At 59.8% G+C, this 21,561-nt stretch carries 19 protein-coding genes and 1 tRNA gene; 8 read left to right on the top strand and 12 right to left on the bottom strand.

Features of this window, described 5'->3' with window-relative positions:
* Window positions 1-31: 31 nt before the first annotated feature.
* Window positions 32-967 carry a chemotaxis protein CheV gene (locus AAIA72_RS01470; RefSeq protein ID WP_369601683.1) on the bottom strand — a complete coding sequence of 312 codons (936 nt, stop codon included), beginning with the start codon at window positions 965-967 and terminating at the stop codon, window positions 32-34.
* An 88-nt stretch (window positions 968-1,055) separates the two neighbouring features.
* A tRNA-Gly gene (locus AAIA72_RS01465) sits at window positions 1,056-1,131 on the bottom strand.
* 186 nt (window positions 1,132-1,317) lie between these two features.
* Here AAIA72_RS01465 and AAIA72_RS01460 point away from each other — a divergent pair.
* Window positions 1,318-3,324 (top strand): EAL domain-containing protein, encoded by a 2,007-nt coding sequence (locus tag AAIA72_RS01460; RefSeq protein WP_369601682.1) that lies wholly within the window; start codon window positions 1,318-1,320, stop codon window positions 3,322-3,324.
* Here AAIA72_RS01460 and AAIA72_RS01455 read toward each other — a convergent pair.
* Entirely contained in the window at window positions 3,318-4,046 is a 729-nt protein-coding gene (locus AAIA72_RS01455; protein WP_369601681.1) for a TetR/AcrR family transcriptional regulator, read from the bottom strand. The genes AAIA72_RS01460 and AAIA72_RS01455 overlap by 7 nt on opposite strands.
* A gap of 221 nt (window positions 4,047-4,267) precedes the next feature.
* A complete protein-coding gene (locus tag AAIA72_RS01450; RefSeq protein ID WP_369601680.1) occupies window positions 4,268-4,873 on the bottom strand; it encodes a DUF924 family protein in 606 nt (201 codons plus the stop codon).
* A gap of 64 nt (window positions 4,874-4,937) precedes the next feature.
* Here AAIA72_RS01450 and AAIA72_RS01445 point away from each other — a divergent pair, with 64 nt between their 5' ends.
* From AAIA72_RS01445 to AAIA72_RS01430, 4 genes are read left to right on the top strand one after another with little or no spacing between them, the layout of a single operon-like run.
* Window positions 4,938-5,315, top strand: a complete 378-nt coding sequence (locus tag AAIA72_RS01445) for a sirohydrochlorin chelatase (RefSeq protein ID WP_369601679.1) — start codon at window positions 4,938-4,940, stop codon at window positions 5,313-5,315.
* On the top strand, window positions 5,312-6,235 hold the full coding sequence (locus tag AAIA72_RS01440) for a TIGR01777 family oxidoreductase (protein ID WP_369601678.1): 924 nt from the start codon (window positions 5,312-5,314) through the stop codon (window positions 6,233-6,235). Before AAIA72_RS01445 ends, AAIA72_RS01440 begins: the two co-directional genes overlap by 4 nt.
* A 44-nt stretch (window positions 6,236-6,279) precedes the next feature.
* Window positions 6,280-7,005 carry a substrate-binding periplasmic protein gene (locus AAIA72_RS01435; RefSeq protein WP_369601677.1) on the top strand — a complete coding sequence of 242 codons (726 nt, stop codon included), beginning with the start codon at window positions 6,280-6,282 and terminating at the stop codon, window positions 7,003-7,005.
* A 4-nt stretch (window positions 7,006-7,009) separates the two neighbouring features.
* On the top strand, window positions 7,010-7,597 hold the full coding sequence (locus tag AAIA72_RS01430; RefSeq protein WP_369601676.1) for a hypothetical protein: 588 nt from the start codon (window positions 7,010-7,012) through the stop codon (window positions 7,595-7,597).
* On the opposite strand, the gene AAIA72_RS01425 is transcribed toward AAIA72_RS01430, so the two are convergent.
* The 6 genes from AAIA72_RS01425 to AAIA72_RS01400 are packed head-to-tail and all read right to left on the bottom strand — an operon-like array spanning window position 7,598 to window position 13,331.
* Window positions 7,598-9,142, bottom strand: a complete 1,545-nt coding sequence (locus tag AAIA72_RS01425; protein ID WP_369601675.1) for an aldehyde dehydrogenase family protein — start codon at window positions 9,140-9,142, stop codon at window positions 7,598-7,600.
* Window positions 9,143-9,144: 2 nt separating this feature from the next.
* Window positions 9,145-9,552 (bottom strand): hypothetical protein, encoded by a 408-nt coding sequence (locus AAIA72_RS01420; RefSeq protein WP_369601674.1) that lies wholly within the window; start codon window positions 9,550-9,552, stop codon window positions 9,145-9,147.
* Window positions 9,549-10,967, bottom strand: coding sequence for an FAD-dependent oxidoreductase (locus AAIA72_RS01415; protein ID WP_369601673.1), 1,419 nt, complete (start codon window positions 10,965-10,967; stop codon window positions 9,549-9,551). Before AAIA72_RS01415 ends, AAIA72_RS01420 begins: the two co-directional genes overlap by 4 nt.
* Window positions 10,968-10,976: 9 nt before the next feature.
* A complete protein-coding gene (locus tag AAIA72_RS01410) occupies window positions 10,977-12,164 on the bottom strand; it encodes an alanine racemase (protein ID WP_369601672.1) in 1,188 nt (395 codons plus the stop codon).
* A gap of 48 nt (window positions 12,165-12,212) precedes the next feature.
* Complete coding sequence (locus tag AAIA72_RS01405) at window positions 12,213-12,845, bottom strand: TetR/AcrR family transcriptional regulator (RefSeq protein ID WP_369601671.1); 633 nt, start codon at window positions 12,843-12,845, stop codon at window positions 12,213-12,215.
* 60 nt (window positions 12,846-12,905) lie between these two features.
* Window positions 12,906-13,331 (bottom strand): PaaI family thioesterase, encoded by a 426-nt coding sequence (locus AAIA72_RS01400; RefSeq protein ID WP_369601670.1) that lies wholly within the window; start codon window positions 13,329-13,331, stop codon window positions 12,906-12,908.
* 124 nt (window positions 13,332-13,455) lie between these two features.
* On the opposite strand from AAIA72_RS01400, the gene AAIA72_RS01395 reads away from it, so the two are divergent.
* The 3 genes from AAIA72_RS01395 to AAIA72_RS01385 are packed head-to-tail and all read left to right on the top strand — an operon-like array spanning window position 13,456 to window position 16,421.
* The gene (locus AAIA72_RS01395; protein WP_369601669.1) at window positions 13,456-15,162 is read left to right on the top strand and encodes a proline--tRNA ligase; all 1,707 of its coding nucleotides are present in this window, start codon (window positions 13,456-13,458) and stop codon (window positions 15,160-15,162) included.
* Window positions 15,152-15,736: a lytic transglycosylase domain-containing protein gene (locus tag AAIA72_RS01390; RefSeq protein ID WP_369601668.1), complete on the top strand. Its 585-nt coding sequence runs from the start codon at window positions 15,152-15,154 to the stop codon at window positions 15,734-15,736. Before AAIA72_RS01395 ends, AAIA72_RS01390 begins: the two co-directional genes overlap by 11 nt.
* Window positions 15,720-16,421: a hypothetical protein gene (locus AAIA72_RS01385; RefSeq protein WP_369601667.1), complete on the top strand. Its 702-nt coding sequence runs from the start codon at window positions 15,720-15,722 to the stop codon at window positions 16,419-16,421. Before AAIA72_RS01390 ends, AAIA72_RS01385 begins: the two co-directional genes overlap by 17 nt.
* A 15-nt stretch (window positions 16,422-16,436) precedes the next feature.
* Here the strand turns inward: AAIA72_RS01385 and AAIA72_RS01380 are convergent, their stop codons facing one another.
* Together AAIA72_RS01380 and AAIA72_RS01375 are read right to left on the bottom strand one after the other, a co-directional pair.
* Window positions 16,437-16,655 carry a DUF2835 family protein gene (locus AAIA72_RS01380; RefSeq protein ID WP_369601666.1) on the bottom strand — a complete coding sequence of 73 codons (219 nt, stop codon included), beginning with the start codon at window positions 16,653-16,655 and terminating at the stop codon, window positions 16,437-16,439.
* 8 nt (window positions 16,656-16,663) lie between these two features.
* A complete protein-coding gene (locus tag AAIA72_RS01375) occupies window positions 16,664-21,526 on the bottom strand; it encodes an NAD-glutamate dehydrogenase (RefSeq protein ID WP_369601665.1) in 4,863 nt (1,620 codons plus the stop codon).
* Window positions 21,527-21,561 lie beyond the last annotated feature (35 nt).

Raw genomic sequence — 21,561 nt, 5'->3', positions numbered from 1 at the left:
TACCCGTTCGCCCGGCAGTTGACCACCGGGTTCAGTGTGCCTCCCGGCGGGCCTGAAGCCGCTGCTCCACAGCCAGCACCAGTTCTTCGGGCTTGAACTTGGAGAGGAAATCGTCGCACCCCACCTTTTTCACCATGGCCTTGTTGAAGCTGCCACTGAGCGACGTGTGCAGTACGACATAAAGATCCTTCAGCCGCGGATCCTGCCTGATTTCGGTGGTCAGCCGGTAGCCATCCATGGATGGCATCTCTGCGTCGGTAATCACCATCAGCAGTTTTTCCGGCACATGAATACCCTGGTCTGCCCAGGATTTGAGCAGCGAAAGTGCTTCCTGCCCATTCGAAGCGGTAATGGCACGGATGCCCAGGTGGGACAGGGTGCCCTTTGCCTGGGCGAGCGCCACCGGGGAGTCATCCACCAGCAGAATCTCCCGGCCTTCAGTCTGAGCCTTGATCTCATCTTTCAGAATTTCCGCGGGCACATCGGTAGAAGGCGGCGAAATATCTGCCAGCACTCTTTCCACATCGATGATCTCGACAATCTGGTCGTTATAGTGCGTGATCGCCGTAACGTAGTGATATTTGCCCGCGCCACGCGGTGGCGGCAGAATCTGTTCCCAGTTCATGTTGACGATGCGCTCGACGCCGCCCACCAGAAAGGCCTGCACCTGCCGGTTGTACTCACAAACGATGAGGGTGTCGGAGGTTTTGGGATCCAGGGGCGTCAGCCTGATGGCCTGGGACAGGTTGATCACCGGAACCGTCAGATCCCGGATGTGCGTGACGCCCAGCACATGGGGATGCCGGTGCGGCACCGCCGTCAGATTCGGCAGTTTGAGGACTTCCTGAATCTTGAAAACGTTGAGGGCATACAGCTGCCTGCCCGCCAGACGAAAAAGCAGAAGCTCCAGGCGGTTTTCCCCGACCAGTTTGGTGCGCGCGTCGATACTGCTGAGAAGATCTGCCATGCCAGAGACCCGTATGATTTCATGGGTCAAGTATAGGCACAGAAGGGAAGCTATGCGAAATCAGGGAGGAAAATAAGGAGGTAAAAATTGGAGCGGGAAACGAGACTCGAACTCGCGACCCCAACCTTGGCAAGGTTGTGCTCTACCAACTGAGCTATTCCCGCTCTCAACCTGTTGAAATCAAAGCATCACTGCCTTTCAACGGTGGCGAATTATAAGAAGGCCCCTATCACTTGGCAAGCCCCTTTCTCAAAAAATTTTCATTCCGGGCTCATTTTGACCGGAAATTAACCCCGGCCGCTCATTAAATGAACTAAACTGTAAGATACATACTCTGCCGGGGTTGCCTCATGTCCATCCATTCCACGGATTCAGCCTGCCTGAAGGTGGCCCGGGATCATCTGACCCGTTTGCTGGCCTCCCCTGCACTGCCGGCCTGGTTCAACAGCGTGGAAGAAGCGGACAAGGCCACCGGGGAAATGGCCAGAGCACTCCGGTTTGCCCTGGACGGCCCTGTATCCGATTTGGCAGCACAGTTCTCGGCCTGGGGGGAATTCCTGCAGAAACGCTACGCGCCCTCGGTCTCCCTCCTGATCAATGAAACCCGCGAAATGCAGGATGACCTGACCCGTCTCAGCCAACTCCACCTGGTGGAACGGAAAGAAGACGACCTGACAACCCGCCTGACCGAGGCCCGCAGGGGGTTGATGGCCGGCGCACTGAAAGTACAGGCTCGCGTGGCCGGAGAACTGTTCAGACCAACGGATACCATTGACTGGGAGATGGACGTCACACGACATCGCCATTGGTATCAGGCCATCCTCAAGTCGCTTTGTGAAGACGAGGCCAGATTGCCGGACACCAGCCTGGCCCACTGCCCGTTCTCGGATTGGCTCAATTCGCTTGAGTTTCAACTGCTCACGCAGCATCTGGATCACTCCGACAAGTCGGGTCTGCTGATCCTGCACCATGCACTGCATGATCAGGCCATTCATCTCGAGCACGCGCTTGCCCAGGGGCAGCTGGCGGATGCCCTGTTGGGGCTTTCCGAGTTTCAGAAACTCTATGCGCTCCTGGAGAATCGCCTCAAGGATGCCTATGTGGCTTTCCAGAGTGATCGCATCGGGCAATTTTTCCGCTTCTTTTCCGACGTGATGACACAGGATGACAAGCTGTCCTACTTCATGACCGTGGTCATTGAAATTCAGAAATCGCCCGCATCACCGAGCATGTTGCGTCAGGCCTTGCTGAACATCTACCGCGCCATCAAGAAAACACCCTTGACACAAAACCGGGTGGCAGGCGTCGTGGAAAACGGTTCCTCCCTGCACATCCTCTACCGCTACGCCCACAAGGAAGACATCAAGCGGGTACTGGCGCAATTGCGCAAGGCGGCCCACTCGGCTCACGACGACCTCAATGATCTGTTTGCGCCGCGCTTCAATATCCGGGCACTGGAAACGCGGCAACTCAGCGGCATGGATCACGATGCCCTGCGAATGCTTGCAGGAGAGCTGATGCGCGCCCACCCGGGTATGCCGGTCAAACTGTTCAGCGAGGACGAAACCCGCAACCTGCGCTGTGAAGTGGAAGAAGGAGGAAGGATACTCAATACCGTCCGGGCAGCCATCGAGTCGCATGACATTCAGCTCCACTTCCAGCCGGTGATGGCGGTGTCTGCTGAAAGACGTTCGCTGAAATACTGTGAAGCACTCGCCCGGATCCGCCATGATGGCCAGCTCGTTGAAGCGGAACGTTTCATCCACGCGGTTCATGAACAGGGTCTCGGCCCCCTACTGGATGCCGCCGTGCTGCACAGCCTGCATCAGCAGGCCGACGACATTGCGCAACATCTCTCTGCCGTGAGTTGCAATCTGTTCCCGGACTCCATGGATCAGCCTGCGGTCATGGCAGCTCTCGAGTGCTGCCTGCAAACCTTCGCTCAGCGGGGCCTGAACCTGATTCTGGAAATTACCGAGTACGAGCTGTTCCACCGCTTTGACATGCTCAATACGCTCTATCAGGCCTACCCCAATCTCTCGGTGGCACTGGATGATTTCGGAAGCGGATACTCGTCACTCGCGGCCGTGACCGCCTTGCGGAATGCGGGACTGGTGGACACGCTGAAACTGGATGGCAGCCTCTCGGAGCAACTGGTGGAAAATCCGCTCGACCGCCAGGTGGTGTTTCTGACCCTGGATCTGGCGCGCCATCTGGATCTGGATGTGGTGGTTGAACACATCCATTCACAGGACATTGAAACCCTGCTTCTGGATCATGAGACGAGCTTCCTGGGGCAAGGCCACCTTTATGGTGCCGCCATGCCCCTGGAACGGATCGCTGCCCTGATTCAGTGAGCCAGCGGCTTGCGCAGCCCCAGCATCATCTCGACAAGCTGGCGCCAGATGCCTCTCACTCTTCCGAGATCGAGGTTGCCGTCGTTGAGTGCCCCTTCGTACTCCATGTTGGCTACGGTCCCCATGATGATGGCCGCATCGGCCTCGGGTGACTCCGAGCCCAGCTTGCGCAGAAAATCCACCAGTCCCGCAAGCCAGACTTCCTTGTAGGTGCGCGCCAGCACCTTCAGACGATCATCGCGCACGGACTCCAGAAGAAATGTCTGTTCACTGAGCAGGTCCTCGCTCCTGAACTTGACCTGCGCGACCAGGTAGCGCACGCCCATCTCGATCATGTCATCCGCCAGCTGGCGCAGTTTCTCGGGCGACTGGCGCACCTCGTCCAGGTCGTAGCGGGCGACGGTCCGGTTAAGTTCGGAGTAGAAAAACTCGAGCTTGGCCTTGCTCTTCTCGGCAAACAGGTTGAAGGCATCCGATATGAGCTCTTCAATGTCCTTGAAATAATAGGTCGTGGAAGCCAGCGGTACTCCTGCTTCCCGTGCCACGGCCCTGTGCTTGATCCCGCGAACGCCCTCACGGGCCACAATTCGCAAGGCCGCTTCAAGGATCAGACGACGCCGGTGCTCACTCTTGGCCCGTGCCGCCTTGCGGCCCTTGTACTGAATACTCTCGTTGAGCGCTTCTTCAATGCGTGGAAGCGCCACAGTCTCTGAATCCACCATGTTCCGTGTCCTACTTGACCTTGCCAGGGTAATTTGAATGCCACTTTTTTAACGTGTGGCTTGTTTTTCTTCCCGGAACGACTTGTCCGGCATCATTGTACCAAAAAGACCAGAAGGCTGGAGATGAAGGCGGTCAAAATAACAACAGATCACACAAAAACGTGAACTGGTTGTCATTTTTAAGCACATTCCGACCAATCCGTCCGAAAATTTCCGAAAGTTTACTGACCAAAGCGCTTTCCGGTGTCCGCCAGCCAGACACGTTCCGCATCGGTTGAAGGACGTTTCAGCACCCGGTTGCGATGCGGGAAGCGTCCGAACCGTTCGATGATTGCACAATGCTCACGGGCAGAATCCAGAAATCCCTGCAACAGGACGCGCAGTGGCCCTTCAGCCAGATGAACCAGTTGTTCGTACAAGGCCACGCCCTCGCGCTGGTCCGCCAGCCGTTCCGAATGCTGCAGCGGCATGTAGAAGAAGGCGCGCTGAACCAGCATCAGATCCACGTCCTGAGCTCTGTCCAGGCCCCGACGCATCCACATTCTGGCCATCCGGTCACCACCGAAGGCCAGCGCAGTGCCGCGATAGATCTGGCGGCTGAACTGATCCAGAAGGAGGATGCCTGCCAATGTCCCTTCCGGGGTTTCCTGCCAGTGGTCAAAGCCGCCCTCCTCGAGCAGGGTCAGCATGCCCATGAAACGCTTGCGGATTTCGGCATCCCGTGCCCGCGTGGGCATGAACCAGGCTTTCTTGTACGCCGGGTCGGGCAAACCATCCGGGCCCGGCTCACCGAACCAGAAATGAACAATTTCGTGGGGCGACCACATGGGGCAGACACCTCTGTGCAAAAACAGGTACACTCAGGGTAACACGACTCGGAAGCATACAGACATGGGCACGTCAGTCATTCTCCTGGCGCACGGCAGCCGGGACCCAAGATGGAAAGCACCCTTCGAGGCCTTGCTCGAAGAGATCCGCAATGTGCGCAAGGACGTGAAGCTGGCATACTGGGAACTCACCGAGCCTTCACTTGAAAGCGTGGTGGAAGCGTGTGTTCAGGCCGGGGAGCAAAACCTTGCCGTCCTGCCATTGTTTCTTGCACAGGGAAAACATCTGCGCGAAGATCTGCCTGCACAGATAGCCGACCTGGAAGCCCGTTTTCCGTGTACCTTGCGTCTGCTGCCCCCTGTGGGCGAACACCCCGAATTCGCAGGGTTTCTGGCGACACTTGTCGGCAAGCTGATCGAAAAGGAAGGTGCAGACTCATGAACACCGCACTGGTCACCGGAGGAACCGGATTCATCGGCGAAGCCCTGATCCCCGCCCTGCAGCAGCGGGGCTATCGTGTCCTGCTGCTGACGCGCAAGCCGGATGCGGCCAGGCAACGTTACCCGGAGGCACAGCCTTTCCGGGACTGGCGCGAACTCGGAGACATCTGCCCGGAAGTCGTCATCAATCTGGCGGGTGAAGGCATTGCCGACAAGCGCTGGACCGATGCACGCAAACAGGTGCTCCGGGAAAGCAGGATCGGCGTCACGCGGTCGCTGGTGGACTGGTGCGCCACACGCCAGACCGCCCCGCGCGTCATGGTCAGCGGTTCGGCCATTGGCTATTACGGTGATTGCGGTGACGAATGGGTGGACGAGAACTCACCGGCAGGTCACGATTTCGCAGCCCGGCTTTGCAGCGAATGGGAGTCTGCCGCACGCCCCGTGCGGGTACTGGGGACGCGGCTGGCCATTGTCCGGATCGGTCTGGTCATGGGGCCCGGCGGCATGCTGAAACGCCTGCTGCTGCCTTTCCGGCTGGGACTGGGCGGTCGTCTGGGCCCAGGGACTCAGTGGATGTCCTGGATTGAACGGGGAGATCTGGTTCGCCTCATTCTGGCGCTGACCGATTCGCATGAGGCCGAGGGCATTTTCAACGCTGTTGCGCCCAATCCCGTGACCAACGAAGACTTCACCCGTGTCCTGGCGCGAACACTGAAGCGCCCGGCCATGCTGCCGGTTCCCGCCTGGTTGTTGCGGACCCTGATGGGCGAACTGGCAGAGCTGCTTCTGGCCAGTCAGAGGGTCCGTGCATCGCGCATGGAATGGCTGCCCGGTTTCCGCTTCCGGTTCACCGGGATTGAGAAGGCCATCACACACCATCTGCCCCAACTGACCGGCAACGCGAAGGTTCAACTATAATGAGTATCCGGGTTCACCTTATCTGAACTGAACAGGGAGAAGGAATGCTTTTGCGCTGGTTTCTGGGCTGTGTTGTCGGACTGATGAGCTGCATGACCTGGGCACTGGAGCCCTTGCGGGTTGCCTATGTGGAGTTTCCGCCCTTCGAGTACACGAACGCGCAGGGACAGCCCGCCGGCAGCTTTCTGGATATCACGCGCAAGGTGCTGGCTGAAGCCGGTTATGCGCCGGAATTCATCGCCCTGCCCATCTCCCGCATTTATCTCTATCTGCAGGAAGGTCAGGTGGATCTCTGGCCCGGGGTCACAGGTGTGCCGGCACTGGAGGGGTACGTGCTGGAAAGCCGTGCAAGGCCCGTCAGGATTCATCTGAAGATCTGGCATCTGGATTCCACCCCGCCGGTGGAAAACCTCAATGATCTCAAGGGCAAGCGCCTGATCCTGATCACCGGCTTCACCTACGGCGGGCTGGCCTACAAGCTCACCCCCGAAAACGGCTACAATGTGACCACGACAACGAGCCACGCCTCGGCACTGAAAATGCTGAAAATCGGTCGTGGTGACTACCTGCTGGACTACTCGGATCCGGTTTACGAGGTCCTGAAGCAGGAACCGGTGGACAATCTCCGCTCCGTGCCGGTACGGGAGCGTACGGCAGCCTTCCTGATATCCCGGAAAAATCCGCTGGCCGAAGAGATCCTGCGGCGCGTCGACGCAGCCTATGAACGCCTGATTGAAAATGGTGCGATCATGCCACTGGAAGGACACTGAATCCATGTCTTTCCGGCTACGTATCCCGAGTCTCGTGGTCACGTTCACCCTGCTGCTTGCAGGACAGGCGGCCGTGGCGGAGTCCCCGGAGCCGGAGCAGAGTTTCCAGACCTGCGGACTCATCACGGCCGAGCTCTTTACGCTCGCTCAGCTCATGATGAAGGGGGCCACGGCGGATGACCTGATTGAGGTGCTTCCGAAAACGGTCAAGTCCACGCCGCAGGTGATCCGTACCCTGGAAGCGCGCATGACGGCTCAGGGGGCGGAATCAGTACTGCTGAGCATTCATCAGGACTATGCCCGCTGCGCCAGACGCGTGTACCAGACCTTTGGTCTGCCACCCAAGGGCAGCGCGGAATACGGTTATCAGGTCTGTGCCGGGGAGAGCCGCATCCGGACTGAAATCATCATGGCCGCACGCATGGGGGCCACGGCAGACGATGTGCTGCCACAATTGCCCGAAACCCATCATGAGCTGGCGCGGGAACTGATTGATACGGTTGCCGGCAAGGGTGCTCTGGCGGCACTGGACCACTCGGCCACACTGCTCAAGCGCTGCATGAACCGTGTGGCCGGTGCCCGATCGGAATAATCAGTCAGGTGCCCGGGCCCGCCCCTGCCTGACCGCAGCATCCAGCACCAATCCCGCACGGATCAGTCCCCACCAGCGGCGCCATCCGTGCTCGCCAAAGAGGGCCTGGATCAACCGGTCAAATGCACTGTACTTGGCCGGCGTATAGGGGAACCAGTTGGGCTCGGAGGCCGCACGCTGACCATCCTGCATCACGGCCTTGCGGTTCACCCAGCCCAGCAAGCCATCCTCCCCCTTCACCTTGCCGAAACCGCTGGCCTTGCGTCCGCCGAAAGGCAGTCCGGGATGCCCCTCGGTGAGCATGACGTTGTTGATGGAAACCGCGCCCACTTTCAGCGCACGGGCCAGCTCCCGCGCCCGCTTCGGACCGCGGCACCAGACACTGGCACTCAGACCAAAGGGCAGATCATTGACTGCCCGGATGACGTCACTGTCCTGGCGATAGCGCCGGAAGGCAATGACGGGACCAAAGGTTTCCTCCTGCCAGAGCGCGCATCCGGGGTCCGTCACTTCGATCAATCCGGGCAGCATCACCTGTCCGGACTCATCCAGCCGCCGGAGCGGTGCATGCACCACCCCGCCGCGGGCAACCGCCTCCTCCCACTGCTGCCAGACCTTTTCCGCCTGGAAGGATGTGGTCATCCAGCCAATATCGGCCTCACCCACCTTGTCCCGGTTCACGACCAGCTCGCCCAGTCGCGCCTTCAGTCTGTTCACGACCTCATCTGCAACACGCTCATGCAGGTATAGCTGTTCAATGGATGTACAGCTCTGTCCGGAATTGGTGAGCGCGCCCCACAGCACGCCCTCCACCGTCCGTTCGACATTCACGTCTTCGGTGACAATGGCCGCGTCCTTGCCGCCAAGCTCCAGCTCCACCGGGATGCCATAACGCGCGCACTGAGCCATGATCGCCCGCCCGGTGGGGATACTGCCGGTGAAACAGACCCGGTCCGGTTTCTGGTCTATCAATGCCTGTCCGACCCTGCCGTCCCCGTAAAAGACGCTGAATGCAGGCGCAAAAACCTGGCTGGCCCCGACCACCGACTCCATCAGTCCACGAAGCGGCGTCCATTCCGAAGGCTTCAGGGCCACAGCGTTCCCCGCCACCAGCGCTGTCACCACGGTGGTCAGTGCAATATGGAAGGGATAGTTCCAGGGCGTGATCACCAGCCCCACACCCAGCGGTTCATGCCAGATTTCACTGCGCTTGCCGAGCAGCAACAACGGAGTTCTGACCTTGCGGTCTTTCAGTATGCGCGGTGCGTGGTACTGCAACCAGTGGAGATAATCCAGTGCCCCCAGCACTTCGGAAACCAGTGCATCGGTGGCAGATTTGCCGGTTTCCGCCTGAATCTGTGCCACAATCGCGTCACGCTGCCGTGTCACCGCTTCAATGATCTTACCGATCTCATGCGCCCGGATTTCCAGCGGCACGGCCGCCAGCGCCTCTGCGGCCTGACGCAGTTCGGCCATACCCTTGTCAATGCCGGCCGGCTCCCCGGTCCGGGCCGGACGGCCCTGTGTGGCTTCTGCAAGCGTCATGTTCAGTGCTCCTGTTCACAGTGAATGTGGTAGTCCATGGCGGCATGAACGCCGGATGACTGGTTCAGATATCCCAGGTCGCTGTAGTACAGGCTGTACACAATCCCCCGCAAGCCGAGATCCAGCTGGCGCAGCAGCGGCCGCAACGGGGACCAGGCGTCCTCCGCCCGGCCTGCCACACGCAGCAGCCAGGCCAGCCCCCGGTCAGGCCACACGGACAGTACAAGCAGCAGGTGCCGCAGATCCCGGCGATCCGCTTCGGGGGTTGCGGCCAGCAACTCGTCCAGTGCATGGAGACAGCCCGTAGCCGAAAAGGCCGGCATCCCCTCCACCCCCGGACACATCAGGTTGCCCAGACGCTCCAGAGTCCTGAGCGCCCGGCCCGGAAGATAGTTTGAAACCGGTGTCATGCACTGACCTCCTCTGCCTGTTCCCGGCTCGACACGGAGCCTGTTTCGATACCGGCAATGCGCTGTGCCATGGCCATGATGGTCAGTGACGGGTTGATGCCGGGAGCGGATGGAAACAGACTGCCATCTGCAACCATCAGGCTCGGCATGCCGTGCACATGACCATCCGGTGCGACCACCGAAGTCCGGTCATCTGTTCCCATGACGGCCCCGCCCATCAGGTGCAGCCCGATACGCAGGCGAGCATGGTCGATGGTTTCCGCGCCCACGGCCTCAAAGATGTTCTCGATGGCCTGCTGACCCGCTCTGGCCCGGGCCCATTCCGGATCACCCAGCGGCTTGTGAATGCGCAGGCGGGATTGATTGTCCAGTCTCAGTGTACCGGGTGTGACATCCCGCACGGCCACTTCGATACAGGCCAGGTGGCGGTAGTCCTTCATGAAGCGCTGATGGGCCGGACCGAACCCCGCCTTGAGCATGGACACGGCAATGGGGCCGGCAAAGACGTTTTCCAGCTTGAAGCCTTGCTGGCGGAACCGGGGATCATCCGACTTGACCGCCTGCAAGGCGCCCTTGTGAGCGTCCACCACGTCCCGCATCATGGCCAGGGTCATGAACTGAGGATGGCACCAGAAGTGCTGCCCCAGTGCCGGAAGGTGGCGCGCCAGTCCGGATCGCAACAGGATCTCCGTCGTGCCCAGCGCACCGGCCGCCAGCACCACCTTGCGGGCGTACCAGGTGTGCGGGCGCCCGCGCATGCGGCCCTGCACCACGGCATAGTGCGGACCCGGATGCACCCGGTCCACGTGGCACGCCGTCAGGATCTCCAGGCCGGCCGCCTCGGCTCTTGGCAGGAAGGTCACCGCCATGCTTTGTTTCGAGGCCCTGCGACAGCCCCCCAGACACTGAATGCAGTCGTTATCCGGCGAACATCCGCGCTGCCCCCGGCGCAGCGGTGCCCAGCGATAACCACAGGCCTCGAACCCCTCCACATACAGGCGTGCGTTGCCATTCCAGTGCTGTTCCGGAATGGTCTGGAGGCTCAGCTCACTTTCGACCGCTTCATAGTGCGGTGCCATGGCCTCCACGGAAAAGTCGTCGATACCACTGCGCTCCCGCCAGTCGGACCAGGCCAGCTCATCGAACCGGTCCAGCAGAGCCTGGTTGATGACCGTGCCACCGCCGAGCGTCTTGCCGCGCAAGAACAGCAGCCCCGCATCCTCCGACATGTCCATGCCGCCGTGCCACATCAGCCGGGTATTGGCGTGCAGCTCGTTGGCCGGGTAGTCTTCCGGGCGATACCGCTGCCCGGCTTCGAGCATCAGGCAACGCGCGCCCGCACGGACCAAGCGCTCCGCCAGCACGCTGCCGCCGGCGCCCGAGCCAATGATGATGTAGTCCCAGAACTTATCCATTCGCGCCTCCTAGATGAATGAGCGGCCTTCCCCGCGATAGGTGGGCCACCCGGCCACGACCTTTCCCGACCGATGCACCCGCAGCTGATTGAACCGTTCACACAGCTCTCCTGCCTTGGCATGACGAAACACGACACGATCCGGGTTCAGGTCTGCCGCCGGCAGGCGAACGGGTGTCTGCACCTCCCCGGCACCCTCCAGCGGCAACAGGCTGACGCCCTCGGGCCACACCGGTTTCGGCAGTCTGGACGCATCACACGCCCCTGACGCGACATACCCCCCGCCGGAACAGGTGACGACACCGGGCTGGGGCCGGCGATCGACCGGCAACACGAAGCCGGCGGCAGGCCGCAGCGGAAGGTCCCGGTAATGGTCGAAAAGATGCGGACAGAAGACGCCCGAGCCCACGGCAATTTCCGTCACCTCCGGGCAGCCTGCCGTGAAGGCCACGGACCCCGTGCCACCGCCATTGACAAACTCCGGGCTGAAGCCGGCATCGCGGATCACCCTGACGGCCTCCGCGCGCCACCGGGCTACATGGCGCCGGGAAAGCGTCTTGAGCCGGGGTACGGCCAGCGAATGCAGCCGGTCATCCGGCCGCCGGTCCGGCAGCCCCGCAATCTGCGCCTCATATCCCATGACACCTGCCAGCCTGAATCCGGGCCGTTTGCGGATTTCGTCCAGCAGTGCAGCAAGGTCTTCCTGACGTCTGATGGGCGAGCGCTGCACGCCGAAGTGCAGCCCCGGCCAGCGTGAGGACATGTCGAGATCAATGGCGACCGGAACGGTCACCGGGTTGCCGCGCATGGCCTGAGTCAGCGCGGTCAGGTGATCGGCCGAATCGACCATGAAGGTGATGTCCGCCCCCTGACGCACCGCTGCCAGGGCCGTGCTCAGGGCGTGGACCTGCGTGGAGGGATAGGCGACCAGAATGGAGCTCCGGAACTGCTCCGAGAGCCAGGCTGCTTCCTCCGGATGAAACGCCATCAGACCACTGCAGCGGTCACCGAGATACGCCAGCAGATGAGCGATCAGCGGCCGGCAGCGCAGGGATTTGGTCACGAGCCGCAGTGGCTTGTTGCCTGCCTGTCGGGCCAGAAGTTCAATGTTCTTTTCGGCAGCGTCCAGATCCAGGACGGCAGCGGGCAAGCCTTCCCCGGCCGCCTCTGCCCAGGTCTCCCAGGAATTTTCCGACATCAGCACACCCACCCTCCTGCACTCCCGTGTGCGAGGGCGGGCGACAGATCACGGTGCCAGCCGCACCCTCAGATAACTTTTCACCATGAGCTTGAGCTCATCCACCATGACAGCGGCCTGGTCTTCCGACATGGTCATCGCCAGCCGCAAAACGGCGCCGCATGCCCTCGGCAACATCACGCAGATCAGCCAGAGCCGGTCCGGGTCCACATCCGGAAACCGGGCCTGAGCCGCCTCCGACACCACCCGGGCGTTGTCGTACAGCTCACCGAGGTCCAGCGCCTGCAATTCAGGCATGGCTTCCACGCCTGACCAGATTTCCTTGTAACCGGGCTCGGAGCGGTAGAAGCGGGCATAGGTGTCGATCAGCTGATCAAAACCGTTGTCCAGGTCCAGCGATTCCGCAAAGGCCTTGAGATGGGCATCCAGCTTGCGGATATGCTGTTCCGCCAGCGCCTTGATGACCGCTGCCTTGTTGGGAAAGTAGCGGTACAGTGACGCCAGGGAGATCCCCGCCTCCCGCGCAATCTCGGACGTTTTCAGGGCATCCACCCCCTTCTCGCTGATCAGCCTCGCGGCAACTGTCAGAATGCGCTCGACACGCTCCCGACTCCGCTCCTGCACCGGCTGACGGCGCTGTTCCAGCTCCATGGAAGATGCATTCATCTCCGTACTCTTCATCAGTGTACTCCGCCTGTCCTTAATATGACAATATGTCACGTTTTCTTTTTGCCAACCCCATCACGTTCCACCCGCCTCCGACGGCAAGGCATAGCTGCCAGTCGCATGAGCCACCAGCGTCTCGTCGTCCTCCGTCACGAGTTCCACTTCCAGAAAGGCCAGCCTGCGCCCCAGCTTCAACAGCCGCGCCGATGCCAGCAGGTCGCGGCGTGCGGGCCTTTGCAGAAAATTGATATTGAGATTGCTGGTCACGGCCATTTCGACACGTCCCAGAACACCGAGGATCGCCGCATACATGGCGGCGTCGGCGGCGGCCATGATCACCGGACCGGACAAACTGCCACCGGGTCGTGTCCCCGCGGGACGAAACGGAATCCGGATCCGTGCCCCTTCCGCCGACACGTGCTCGACGCGCAGGTCGATCGTTTCGGCCAGGGGTACACCCTGCCGGATGATGTACTCAACATCTTGTGCTGTCAGATTCACGGGTTGCCTCCGGGGCAAATCATGCCTGATCCGCCCTTGCCTGCCAAGGCCGACAATGGTTGTGATTGCCTGCCCCGCTCCCTAAAATACCCTCATCACTGAATTTACCGGAGAATACCCCACCATGCGAGCCAGTCAGTACCTGATTGCCACCCTGAGAGAAACCCCGGCTGATGCAGAAGTCATCAGTCATCAACTGATGCTGCGCGCGGGCATGATCCGCAAGCTCGCTTCCGGCCTGTACAACTGGCTGCCCCTGGGGCTGCGCGTCCTGCGCAAGGTTGAACGCATCGTGCGTGAGGAAATGGATCGCTCCGGTGCCCAGGAGCTGCTGATGCCCGCCATCCAGCCGGCGGAACTCTGGCAGGAGTCCGGCCGCTGGAATCAATACGGTGCCGAGTTGCTGCGTGTGCGTGACCGCCATGACCGGGAATTCTGCGTGGGCCCGACACATGAGGAAGTGATCACCGATCTTGTACGCAACGAAATCCGCAGCTACAAGCAGCTTCCGGCCAATTTCTACCAGATTCAGACCAAGTTCCGGGACGAGCGCCGCCCCCGCTTCGGTATCATGCGTGCACGGGAATTCCTGATGAAGGACGCCTATTCCTTCCATCTGGACAGTGCCTCACTGGACGAGACCTACGAGGTCATGTATGACACCTATACACGCATCTTCAGCCGTCTGGGGCTGGACTTCCGTGCCGTGGCGGCAGACTCCGGCAGCATCGGTGGCAATGCCTCGCACGAGTTCCATGTACTGGCGGATTCCGGCGAGGATATCATCGCCTTCTCCACGGAAAGCGACTATGCCGCCAACATCGAGCTGGCAGAAGCGGTCACGCTGGCATCCCGTCCGGCACCCTCCGAGCCCATGCAGGAGGTGGCCACGCCGGATCAGAAGACCATCAGTGAGGTCAGTGCCTTCCTGAAAGTACCGGTCGAAAGCACCGTCAAGACGCTCGTGCTTTCTTGTGACGGGGAGCCCGTGGCGGTCGTGCTGCGCGGCGATCATGAACTCAACCTGGTCAAGCTGAAGAAGGTGCTGGATCTGAATGACGAGCCCGAATTCATGGACGATGAGTCCGTCCGCGCGGCGACCGGTTGCGCGCCCGGCTCACTGGGGCCGGTGGGTCTGAGCATCCGGACAGTGGTGGACCGCAGTGCGGCCGTACTGGCCGATTTTGTCTGTGGTGCCAACAAGGAAGGTGTCCACCTGACCGGCGTCAACTGGGAGCGGGATGTGCCGCTGAATGAGGTGGCCGACATCCGCAATGTGGTGGAGGGCGATCCGAGCCCGGACGGCAAAGGCGTGCTCGTGCTCAGAAAGGGGATTGAAGTCGGCCATGTCTTCAAGCTGGGCGACAAGTACAGCCGTGCCATGAACGCCGCGGTGCTGGATGAAAACGGCAAGTCGGTCATCATGCAGATGGGGTGCTACGGCATTGGCGTCAGCCGCGTCGTGGCGGCGACCATCGAGCAGAACCATGATGACCGGGGCATTATCTGGCCGGAGGCCATTGCGCCCTTCCAGCTGGTGATTGTCACGCTCAACGCACACAAATCTGACGCAGTTCGCGAAGCGGGCGAAGAGCTCTATGCACGCCTGCGCGCCGCCGGCTATGATGTGCTTCTGGATGATCGTAACGAGCGCCCGGGCGTGAAATTCGCCGACATGGAGCTGATTGGCATCCCGCACCGTGTGGTGATCAGCGACCGTGGCCTGAAAGCCGGCACTCTGGAGTACAAGGGTCGAACGGATGAAAGCAGTCAGGACATTCCGCTGGCCGAAGCCGAAGCACAGCTTCGCGAGCGTCTGCTTGCGCCCTGATCTGTTGCGGGCAGTCCTGCTCGGCTGCCTGCTCTGCCTGGCCGGGGCCACCTGGAGCGGCCCTGCGCCAGATGTGGACCCTGAGCTGCGACGCCTGCTCAAGGAGGCCGCGAACGACCAGAGCAGTTTCAATGATCGCTTTGATGCGGAAGTCTGGCTGGTGGACATGTCCGCCCGGCTGGAGCGTTATGTCAGGGATCCGGAGAAGCGCATCCGTCTGCTCAGGCTGGTGCATGCCGAGGCAACCCGCGCCGGCCTGTCACCCGAGCTGGTTCTGGCGGTGATTCATGTGGAAAGCCGGTTTGATGAATTTGCCCTGTCCCCGGTCGGTGCCCAGGGACTCATGCAGGTCATGCCCTTCTGGAAAGAAGAAATCGGCCGTCCGCAGGATAATCTTTTCAAAATTGAGACAAATTTACGTTACGGCGTGACCATTCTCAAGCATTATTACCAGAAGGAGAAAGGCAACCTGATTCGGGCACTGGCCCGCTATAACGGGAGTGCCGGAAAGACCTGGTATCCGGAAAAGGTGATGAATGCCTGGGAGAAATTCTGGTTTGTCAAACATATTTAGCCGGGCGTTATGCCTGATCCTCGCTCTCGCCACGACAGGTGTCCTCCATGCTGAGATCAGCAAGGATAAAGCCCGGCGCTCCATAACTGCCATCAAGGCCGCCTTTGAGGAAGCACAGCACAAGGAGTCCATCTGGAAATGGTCCTGGGTGGGCATCTACGGCGCCTCCATGCTCGGTAACATTGCCTTTGCGGAGTCAACGGACAACAAGGCTGCACGCTACGATGCGCGGGTTTCCGCCACCACCTCGGCCCTTGGCCTGGCCGGCATGCTTCTGGAAAAGTCCATCTATGCCGAGGGACTCAAGACAGCCACCCGTAAACTGAAGTACCCCAAGGAGCGCAATCTGGCCAAGGTAGAGAACCTGCTGATTGAAGCGGGCAGAACCGAAGCCCTTTATGCGCATACACACCGAAAGGCCGGACTGGCCGTCTCTTTCGCTGCCGGGCTGGTTATCGCCCTGGATGACGGCCGTCCCGAAGACGGCGCCATACAGTTTGTAACCGGTGCCCTGGTCAACGAACTGAGGTTGCGCACACACCCCCACACACTGACACGGTTCTGGCGCAGCTACACACCGCGCACCGTTGCTCCCATGCTCAGCGAGATGCAATGGCAACTCGTTCCACACCATACCAAAGAAGGGATCGATGGCGGACGACTGGTGGCCTATCTGAGATTCTGATCCTGCCGATGCGGTTCAGGCTGGCCTGAAATCCACCAGCTTGTAGCGTTCGTCAAAGACCAGTTCAAACCGCCCGTGCACACCATCCCGCCGGATATAAGGCCGGATGGCGTTCACGGGAAACTGGATGCGTCGCCCATCTTCGGATACTGCCCGAACGACCTGTACCGGCTCCCGGTACAGGCGCTGCAGTTGTTCGGCACTCAGATCCAGGCGCAGGTACAGTGATGGCATGGGCGCAATCAGGGGCACTCTGCGCAGTGTACCGTGCTCTGAGCCAGATCCAGCAACTCCCGTAGCGCCACGGAATACATGGCCATCTCCGGCTGTTTGCTGGCTTTCAGCTCGGTCAGCATGGCACGCCAGCGTGCAATCAGTTCACCGTGACGTTCGGTCCAGGCTTCCAACCGGGCATCAATGTCTTCAGGCACATCACCCAACTGTAACAGCCCGACGGTCAGTGAGCGCTGCTGCCAGTCCAGATCCTCCCTGAAGCTCTCCCGAGCCAGTGCCTGCCAATGAGTTGCCGGTTTGGCCTTGTTGAGCTGGTCATTGAACCACTGGAGGTCGAGCACCTCGCCAACGGTAAAGAACATGCGCGCCACATAATCCAGCGCCTTCTGGCTTTCCTCATGGGCTTCAATGATGCCCAGAGCGGAATACAGGAACAAGGTCCCGGCAATGGTATTTGCCAGCGATTCCGGCACCCCCCTCTCCAACAGGAACTGCCGCCTTTCTTCATGCTGGGCTTTCTGATTGCTGGCCAGCAGATCAGGCAAGCCTTCTGCAATGGCCCTCACATGATCCCGGAAGCTCTCCATGCTCAACTCGATATTGAGTTCGCGTCGACGGTTGCGCAGGAACCAGCGGGTGGCGCGCCGTACCAGCCGCATCAGCTCTGTCATCATGCGGATCTGGGTTTCCGCGCTGACCTGGTAGTCCAGGGCCTCAATTTCAGCCCAGATGCTTTCCATATCAAACACATCACGGGCGATGACATAGGCCTTGACGATATTCTCCATCGTCGCCCCGGTGGACTGACGCATGCGCTCCACAAAGGTAATGCCCATGTGGTTGACCAGATCGTTGGCGAGTTGCGTGGCGATGATCTCGCGGCGCAGACGATGGCTGGCAATCGCGTTGCCATAATTGCGCACCAGTACTGACGGGAATTCATTGTGCAGTTCCCGGATCAGGTACGGATCTTCCACCAGCTCGCTGTCGATCAGCACCTCCTTGAGGTAGCCACGCACGTAGGAGTTGAGCACACACAGCTCGGGTCGCGCCAGCCCCTCACCACGACTCTTGCGCTCGGTGATGGTGTCGTCATCCGGAATATACTCCAGAGCCCGGTCGAGCTTGCCCAGACCTTCCAGGGTATTGATCAGGCGACGATACTCCTCGACCCGCTCGAACGATTCGAACTGCGCAATACTGAGGGCCTGAGTCTGCCGGTAGTTGTTCTTCAGCACCAGCCAGGCGACCTGATCGGTCATGTCCTCCAGCAGCTTGTTGCGCTGCTTCATGGTCATGTCGCCCTCGTCCACAATTCCGTTCAGCAAAATCTTGATGTTGACCTCATGGTCCGAGCAGTCCACGCCCGCGGAGTTGTCCACAAAATCCGTATTCAGGCGGCCGCCCTTTATGGCATATTCGATACGGCCACGTTGTGTCATGCCCAGGTTGGCACCCTCTCCCACCACCTTGGCACGGAGGTCCTCACCATTGATACGGATGGTATCATTGGCCTTGTCCCCGGCATCGGCCTGAGACTCGGAGGTCGCCTTCACGTAGGTGCCGATGCCGCCGAACCAGAGCAGATCCACCTCGGCCTTCAGAATGGCCTTGATGAGCATGTTGGGCGGCAGCTTGTCCTGGGTAATGCCGAAGCGGGCCTTCATTTCCTCGGAAATGGGAATGGACTTCGCACTGCGCGAAAATACCCCGCCACCCTTTGAAATGAGTTTGGCGTCATAATCTGCCCAGGTGGAGCGGGGAAGATTGAACAGGCGCTGGCGCTCTCTGAATGCCGCAGCCGGGTCCGGATCGGGATCCACAAAGATATGCATGTGATTGAATGCCGCGACCAACTTCATCTTGTCGGAGAGAAGCATACCGTTGCCGAACACATCACCGGACATGTCACCCACGCCCACAGCAGTAAACTCGTCGGTATCGGTGTTGAGCCCCATCTCGCGGAAATGGCGCTGAACGGAAACCCATGCCCCGCGGGCCGTGATGCCCATTTTCTTGTGGTCGTAGCCCTGGCTGCCACCGGACGCAAACGCATCCCGCAGCCAGAAGTCATACTCTGCGGAGATGCTGTTGGCAATATCGCTGAAGGTGGCTGTTCCCTTGTCAGCGGCCACGACCAGGTAGTAGTCATCCTCGTCATGTCGCACCACATTCGGCGGTGGAATCACCTCTCCGCCACGGTTGTTGTCGGTCACATCCAGCAGCCCCCGAACAAAGGTCTTGTAGGAGGCAATCCCTTCCCGCAACCAGGCTTCCCGATCGCCCTCGGGCAGTTGCTTGGCCACGAAGCCGCCCTTGGCTCCAACCGGCACGATGACGCTGTTCTTCACCTGCTGTGCCTTCACCAGGCCAAGCACCTCGGTACGGTAATCTTCATAACGATCCGACCAGCGCAAGCCACCCCGCGCCACCTTGCCACCACGCAGGTGCACCCCTTCCACCTGGGGTGAATAGACGAAAATTTCATACATGGGGACAGGCTTGGGGACGCCGGGTATCTTCGACGGCAACATCTTGAAGGACATATAGGGCTTGTGGTGGCCCTGTGCATCGGTCTGGTAATAGTTTGTCCGCACCGTGGCCCTGATCAGCTCCACATAGCGGCGCAGCACCTTGTCCTCACTCAGATTGGACACCTCATCCAGTTCAGTATTGATATCGTTGAGAATATTCTGCTGAGCCGCCTCGCATTGTTCGGCCGACTTGAAACGTGCCGGGTCGAAACGCGCCTCGAACAGTTCCAGCAACATGCGGGCGATACCCACGTGATTGGCGAGCGTGTTGGCAATGAAGGTCTGGGAGTATCCGAAGCGGATCTGGCGCATGTAGCGGGCGTAGCTGCGCAGCATGGAAATCTGGCGCCAGTCCAGATGGGCAGCCAGCACCAACCGGTTGAAGGTATCGTTTTCTGCCTGTCGCAGCCAGACACGCAGGAACAGATCCTCAAAGATCTTGCGGATACGGGCAATATCGACGATCGCCTCATCGCGGCTCTGGAGGGCAAAGTCATGTATCCAGACGACCTTGCCGCTGCGCGCCCTCACCTCGTATGGGTGCTCCCCAATCACCCGCAGACCCAGATTCTCGAAGACAGGCAAGACATCCGAAAGGGGTACACTGGTGCCTTCATGGTACAGCTTGAAATGGAGGATCTTGTCATCCTCCTCCAGAGCCTTGTAGAAGCTCATGGCCAGCGGCATTTCGGACGACAGACTCTCCATGTGATCAATATCGATCACAGCCCTGCGCGGTGAGAAATCCTCCTGGTAGGCACTGGGGAATGCATCCTGAAACTCCTGAATCAGCCGTGCCGCCCGCTCTTCACCGCAGGCCTCGCTCAAGGCCTCGACCAGTCCGTCCTGCCAGGACTGTGCGGCTGCAACGATCCGGGCCTGCAATTCCTCCACCGGCAGTTCACGGTTCTCGGCCGGAGGCACGCGCAGGATGAACTGCGTCCGGGCGAGCACCGATTCGGAATAGTAGGTAAAGAATTCCAGATCCTCTGCACCCAGTTCACCGGACAGGATTTCCGCGATCTTCATGCGCAGCCGGGTGCTGTAAATGTCACGCGGGACGAAGACCAGAGCGGTCACGAACTGACCGTACACGTCTTCATGCATGAACAACCGGATCTTGCGACGTTCCTGAATATAGAGAATTCCCAGCGCAGCTTCGAGCAACTGCTCCTTGCTGATCTGGAACAGTTCATCACGTGGATAGACCGCCAGGATCTGATCCAGCTCCTTGCCCGCATAATCATTCGGGTCGAATCCTGACTCCTGCTTGACGTAGGCAATCTTCCGCCGGACAAGCGGGATTTCCTCTGTCAGATCATTATAGACCCGGAAAGTGTACAGTCCCAGGAAGCGTGCCTCACCGACGACCTCACCCTTCGCGTTATAGCGCTTGACCGACACATAGTCCGGATAAGCGGGCCGATGGACACGTGAACGTTCTGCAGACTTGGAGAAGATAAAGATCTCGGGCCCGGCGATGCGCTCCCGGGCCTGCCGGGGCAGCGAAGACAACATGAACTTGCGGGGTCGCTCCTGATGACTTTTCAGAATCCCCAGTTCCGATTTGGCTACCTGACGAATTTCCAGGTCATCCCCTGCCTTTTCATAGGTATATTCGTCATATCCGAGAAAAGTGAAGTGATCCTTGGACAACCAATCGAGAAAGGCCTGAGCTTCCCGACGCTCTGCGTCATCGACCCCTTTGATTTTCTTGCTGAAAGCCTGTGCCAGCTCAATGGCCTTCTCTTTCATCAGCGGGTAATCGGCGACAGCGGTCTCCACCTCGTTCAGAACAGTGACCAGCTCTGCGCGAATGTTTTCCAGATCCCTGGCGCTGCTGTGGCGATCCACTTCCACGTACATGAATGCCTCACAGCCCGTGGCCTTGTCCTTTTCATGTCGCCCCAGAAGCTTTTTGAGCTTGCCCCCGGCCGTGCGCTGGACTTTCAGTACCGCGTTGTGCATGGCGTAAATATTGAGCTCAAGCCGGGTCAATGCCATCCGGACGGAATCAACAATGAACGGCATGTTCGGCATCACCAGCGTGATCACGGTATGGGTGGACTGCCAGCCGTTTTCCTCAAGATTCGGGTTGGAGACCTCCACCTTGGCCTTCCCGGGCTTGTAGGTTTCAAGAAACTTCCAGCTTGACAGCACCGCGCCATAGGCGTCACCGAGACGCTTTTCACGCAACTCTTCCAAGGGCGACACCTCATAGAAATAACGGGCAAACTGCCTGATATCATCCGAGGCTCCGGTCTTCAGCCGACTCTCCAGCTCTCGGTCCAGCAGTTCAAAAAATTCGTCGCGTTCTTCAAGTGCTGTCAGTTTCATACCACACCCTGTTCAAATTGGTCTTGTTGTCGAGC

The sequence above is a fragment of the Thermohahella caldifontis genome, from assembly GCF_041153465.1.
GTDB lineage: Bacteria > Pseudomonadota > Gammaproteobacteria > Pseudomonadales > Oleiphilaceae > Thermohahella > Thermohahella caldifontis.
This window is presented reverse-complemented; position numbering and strand designations above follow the sequence as displayed.